Raw genomic sequence first — 5,660 nt, forward strand, 5'->3', positions numbered from 1 at the left:
ACAATACAAAGTAAAAGCCCCCGACATCTGTCGGGGGCTTAGGATAGGTGTTTGGCAGTGACCTACTTTCGCATGGAAGAACCACACTATCATCGGCGCTGAGTCGTTTCACGGTCCTGTTCGGGATGGGAAGGCGTGGGACCAACTCGCTATGGCCGCCAAACTTAAACTGTACAAATCGGCAAAGCCTTAATCAATATATTTGGTGATGACTGAATCAGTCAGTAAGCTTTTTATTTGAAGTTCTTCAAATGATAGAGTCAAGCCTCACGAGCAATTAGTATGGGTTAGCTTCACGCGTTACCGCGCTTCCACACCCCACCTATCAACGTCCTGGTCTCGAACGACTCTTTAGTGCGGTTAAACCGCAAGGGAAGTCTCATCTTCAGGCGAGTTTCGCGCTTAGATGCTTTCAGCGCTTATCTCTTCCGAACTTAGCTACCCGGCTATGCAACTGGCGTTACAACCGGTACACCAGAGGTTCGTCCACTCCGGTCCTCTCGTACTAGGAGCAGCCCCCGTCAAACTTCCAACGCCCACTGCAGATAGGGACCAAACTGTCTCACGACGTTTTAAACCCAGCTCACGTACCACTTTAAATGGCGAACAGCCATACCCTTGGGACCGACTACAGCCCCAGGATGTGATGAGCCGACATCGAGGTGCCAAACTCCGCCGTCGATATGAACTCTTGGGCGGAATCAGCCTGTTATCCCCGGAGTACCTTTTATCCGTTGAGCGATGGCCCTTCCATACAGAACCACCGGATCACTATGTCCTGCTTTCGCACCTGCTCGACTTGTCGGTCTCGCAGTTAAGCTACCTTTTGCCATTGCACTATCAGTCCGATTTCCGACCGGACCTAGGTAACCTTCGAACTCCTCCGTTACTCTTTGGGAGGAGACCGCCCCAGTCAAACTGCCTACCATGCACGGTCCCCGACCCGGATTACGGGTCTGGGTTAGAACCTCAAAGACACCAGGGTGGTATTTCAAGGACGGCTCCACAGAGACTGGCGTCTCTGCTTCTAAGCCTCCCACCTATCCTACACAAGTGACTTCAAAGTCCAATGCAAAGCTACAGTAAAGGTTCACGGGGTCTTTCCGTCTAGCAGCGGGTAGATTGCATCTTCACAACCACTTCAACTTCGCTGAGTCTCGGGAGGAGACAGTGTGGCCATCGTTACGCCATTCGTGCGGGTCGGAACTTACCCGACAAGGAATTTCGCTACCTTAGGACCGTTATAGTTACGGCCGCCGTTTACTGGGGCTTCGATCCGATGCTCTCACATCTTCAATTAACCTTCCAGCACCGGGCAGGCGTCACACCCTATACGTCCACTTTCGTGTTAGCAGAGTGCTGTGTTTTTAATAAACAGTCGCAGCCACCTATTCTCTGCGACCCTCCGAGGCTTACGGAGCAAGTCCTTAACCTTAGAGGGCATACCTTCTCCCGAAGTTACGGTATCAATTTGCCGAGTTCCTTCTCCCGAGTTCTCTCAAGCGCCTTAGAATTCTCATCCTGCCCACCTGTGTCGGTTTGCGGTACGGTTCGATTCAAACTGAAGCTTAGTGGCTTTTCCTGGAAGCGTGGTATCGGTTACTTCATGTCCGTAGACACTCGTCGTCACTTCTCGGTGTTAAGAAGACCCGGATTTGCCTAAGTCTTCCACCTACCGGCTTAAACAAGCTATTCCAACAGCTTGCTAACCTAACCTTCTCCGTCCCCACATCGCATTTGAATCAAGTACAGGAATATTAACCTGTTTCCCATCGACTACGCATTTCTGCCTCGCCTTAGGGGCCGACTCACCCTACGCCGATGAACGTTGCGTAGGAAACCTTGGGCTTTCGGCGAGCGGGCTTTTCACCCGCTTTATCGCTACTCATGTCAACATTCGCACTTCTGATACCTCCAGCACACTTTACAATGCACCTTCATCGGCCTACAGAACGCTCCCCTACCATGCCAGTAAACTGGCATCCGCAGCTTCGGTTATAGATTTGAGCCCCGTTACATCTTCCGCGCAGGACGACTCGACCAGTGAGCTATTACGCTTTCTTTAAATGATGGCTGCTTCTAAGCCAACATCCTGGCTGTCTGGGCCTTCCCACTTCGTTTACCACTTAATCTATCATTTGGGACCTTAGCTGGCGGTCTGGGTTGTTTCCCTCTTGACAACGGACGTTAGCACCCGCTGTCTGTCTCCCGAGGAACCACTTGATGGTATTCTTAGTTTGCCATGGGTTGGTAAGTTGCAATAACCCCCTAGCCATAACAGTGCTTTACCCCCATCAGTGTCTTGCTCGAGGCACTACCTAAATAGTTTTCGGGGAGAACCAGCTATCTCCGAGTTTGTTTAGCCTTTCACCCCTATCCACAGCTCATCCCCGCATTTTGCAACATGCGTGGGTTCGGTCCTCCAGTACCTGTTACGGCACCTTCAACCTGGCCATGGATAGATCACTCGGTTTCGGGTCTACACCCAGCAACTGTTCGCCCTATTAAGACTCGGTTTCCCTACGCCTCCCCTATTCGGTTAAGCTCGCTACTGAATGTAAGTCGTTGACCCATTATACAAAAGGTACGCAGTCACACCACAAGGGTGCTCCCACTGTTTGTATGCATCAGGTTTCAGGTTCTATTTCACTCCCCTCCCGGGGTTCTTTTCGCCTTTCCCTCACGGTACTGGTTCACTATCGGTCGATGATGAGTATTTAGCCTTGGAGGATGGTCCCCCCATATTCAGACAGGATTTCACGTGTCCCGCCCTACTTTTCGTACGCTTAGTACCACCGTTGAGATTTCGAATACGGGACTATCACCCACTATGGTCAAGCTTCCCAGCTTGTTCTTCTATCTCGACAGTTATTACGTACAGGCTCCTCCGCGTTCGCTCGCCACTACTTGCGGAATCTCGGTTGATTTCTTTTCCTCCGGGTACTTAGATGGTTCAGTTCTCCGGGTTCGCTTCTCTAAGTCTATGTATTCAACTTAGGATACTGCACAGAATGCAGTGGGTTTCCCCATTCGGACATCGCGGGATCATAGCTTTATTGCCAGCTCCCCCACGCTTTTCGCAGGCTTACACGTCCTTCGTCGCCTATCATCGCCAAGGCATCCACCTGATGCACTTATTCACTTGACTCTATCATTTCAAGAACTTCTCTGACTTTGCCTGACATTCCGTTGACTAGAATATCAAACTTGAATTTCCTACTCTGATAAAGCTTACTGCTTGTTGTGTCTTAATCCCGCCTTTTGTCTTTCGGGATTAAGTCGATACAATCATCACCCAAATACTGTACCTGTTTTTCTTTTCCTGTTCAGGAGACAACTGACCGTTTGCAATCGGTCAATCATCAAAAACAGACACATTGTCTTTGTTTGTTGATTTCGGCTTTCCAATTTGTTAAAGATCGATGCGTTCAATATTGCTATTTACTTCGCAAATCAAAATGAGCTGATTATTATAGCAGCCTTTCTTTTTCCGTCAAACTGATTCGTCAGCAGACTTCTCTTTAGAAAAAAAAGAAAGCAGTCACACTGCCTTTTTAACTCGCTTTGATTTGGAAAGTATTGGTGGAGGCAAACGGGATCGAACCGATGACCCCCTGCTTGCAAAGCAGGTGCTCTACCAACTGAGCTATGCCCCCGTTCTTGGTGGGTCTGGGAGGACTTGAACCTCCGACCCCACGCTTATCAAGCGTGTGCTCTAACCAGCTGAGCTACAAACCCGGATTCTCTTCTTAAGCGAACCTTGTCTTCACTCAAGCATTTTTCCGCATCTTCTACAGTTTACCGATAAGTGTGAATGCGACAACCTCTTCTTTCTCTAGAAAGGAGGTGATCCAAGCCGCAGGTTCCCCTACGGCTACCTTGTTACGACTTCACCCCAGTCATGAAGCATACCGTGGTAAGCGGGCTCCTTGCGGTTACCCTACCTACTTCTGGTATCCCCCACTCCCATGGTGTGACGGGCGGTGTGTACAAGACCCGGGAACGTATTCACCGCAGTATGCTGACCTGCGATTACTAGCGATTCCGACTTCATGCACTCGAGTTGCAGAGTGCAATCCGGACTACGATCGGTTTTGTGAGATTGGCTCCGCCTCGCGGCTTGGCTACCCTCTGTACCGACCATTGTATGACGTGTGAAGCCCTGGTCATAAGGGCCATGAGGACTTGACGTCATCCCCACCTTCCTCCGGCTTGTCACCGGCAGTCTCATTAGAGTGCCCAACTTAATGATGGCAACTAATGACAAGGGTTGCGCTCGTTGCGGGACTTAACCCAACATCTCACGACACGAGCTGACGACAGCCATGCAGCACCTGTGTTACGGCTCCCGAAGGCACCCCTCCGTCTCTGAAGGGTTCCGTACATGTCAAGACCAGGTAAGGTTCTTCGCGTTGCATCGAATTAATCCACATCATCCACCGCTTGTGCGGGTCCCCGTCAATTCCTTTGAGTTTTAATCTTGCGACCGTACTCCCCAGGCGGTCGATTTCACGCGTTAGCTTCGCTACTAAGCAGTCATGCTGCCCAACAGCTAATCGACATCGTTTAGGGCGTGGACTACCAGGGTATCTAATCCTGTTTGCTACCCACGCTTTCGGGCATGAACGTCAGTGTTATCCCAGGAGGCTGCCTTCGCCATCGGTATTCCTCCACATCTCTACGCATTTCACTGCTACACGTGGAATTCTACCTCCCTCTGACACACTCTAGTCACCCAGTTCAGAACGCAGTTCCCAGGTTGAGCCCGGGGATTTCACATCCTGCTTAAGTAACCGTCTGCGCCCGCTTTACGCCCAGTAATTCCGATTAACGCTCGCACCCTACGTATTACCGCGGCTGCTGGCACGTAGTTAGCCGGTGCTTATTCTTCAGGTACCGTCATCAGACAGGGGTATTAACCCCGCCCTTTTCTTCCCTGACAAAAGTCCTTTACAACCCGAAGGCCTTCTTCAGACACGCGGCATGGCTGGATCAGGCTTGCGCCCATTGTCCAAAATTCCCCACTGCTGCCTCCCGTAGGAGTCTGGGCCGTGTCTCAGTCCCAGTGTGGCGGATCATCCTCTCAGACCCGCTACTGATCGTCGCCTTGGTAGGCCTTTACCCCACCAACTAGCTAATCAGATATCGGCCGCTCAAACAGCGCAAGGCCAAATGGTCCCCTGCTTTCTTCCTCAGAAGATATGCGGTATTAGCTAATCTTTCGATTAGTTATCCCCCACTGCTCGGTACGTTCCGATATGTTACTCACCCGTTCGCCACTCGCCACCCAAGAAGCAAGCTTCTCTGTGCTGCCGTCCGACTTGCATGTGTAAAGCATGCCGCCAGCGTTCAATCTGAGCCAGGATCAAACTCTTATGTTCAATCTCTAACTTTTTAACTTCTGGTCTGCTTCAAAGAAACCAACAGGACAATGTCTAAAACATCATCTTGTCTGTCTTTCAAACAGTGTGAGGCTGTCGCACTCACACTTATCGGTAATCTGTTTTGTTAAAGAGCAAAAACGAATTATAAAGCATTTCATCTCGTTGTCAATCAAAACTTTTCTTAAAACCTCGAAAAATCAGACCAACTGTGATATACTTACCTGTTCGTTCAATCACCGCCGAAGCAGCGAAGAACCGAACTATACCCCCCTCCTC

General features: G+C 50.2%; 2 tRNA genes and 3 rRNA genes. All 5 read right to left on the bottom strand.

Going from position 1 to position 5,660, the window contains the following annotated elements:
• Positions 1–49: 49 nt before the first annotated feature.
• The 5 genes from rrf to HMPREF3066_RS06420 all read right to left on the bottom strand — a co-directional run bounded on the left by rrf (position 50) and on the right by HMPREF3066_RS06420 (position 5,381).
• Positions 50–163, bottom strand: a 5S ribosomal RNA gene (rrf, locus tag HMPREF3066_RS06400).
• Positions 164–256: 93 nt separating this feature from the next.
• Positions 257–3,148 (bottom strand): 23S ribosomal RNA (locus HMPREF3066_RS06405).
• A 432-nt stretch (positions 3,149–3,580) separates the two neighbouring features.
• A tRNA-Ala gene (locus HMPREF3066_RS06410) sits at positions 3,581–3,656 on the bottom strand.
• Positions 3,657–3,661: 5 nt separating this feature from the next.
• Positions 3,662–3,738 (bottom strand) — tRNA-Ile (locus HMPREF3066_RS06415).
• Between the two features lie 101 nt (positions 3,739–3,839).
• Positions 3,840–5,381 (bottom strand): 16S ribosomal RNA (locus HMPREF3066_RS06420).
• Together the 16S, 23S and 5S rRNA genes with 2 tRNA genes alongside form the textbook arrangement of a ribosomal RNA operon.
• Positions 5,382–5,660: the final 279 nt, after the last annotated feature.

The organism is Neisseria sp. HMSC03D10, from assembly GCF_001807625.1.
Taxonomy (GTDB): domain Bacteria; phylum Pseudomonadota; class Gammaproteobacteria; order Burkholderiales; family Neisseriaceae; genus Neisseria; species Neisseria mucosa.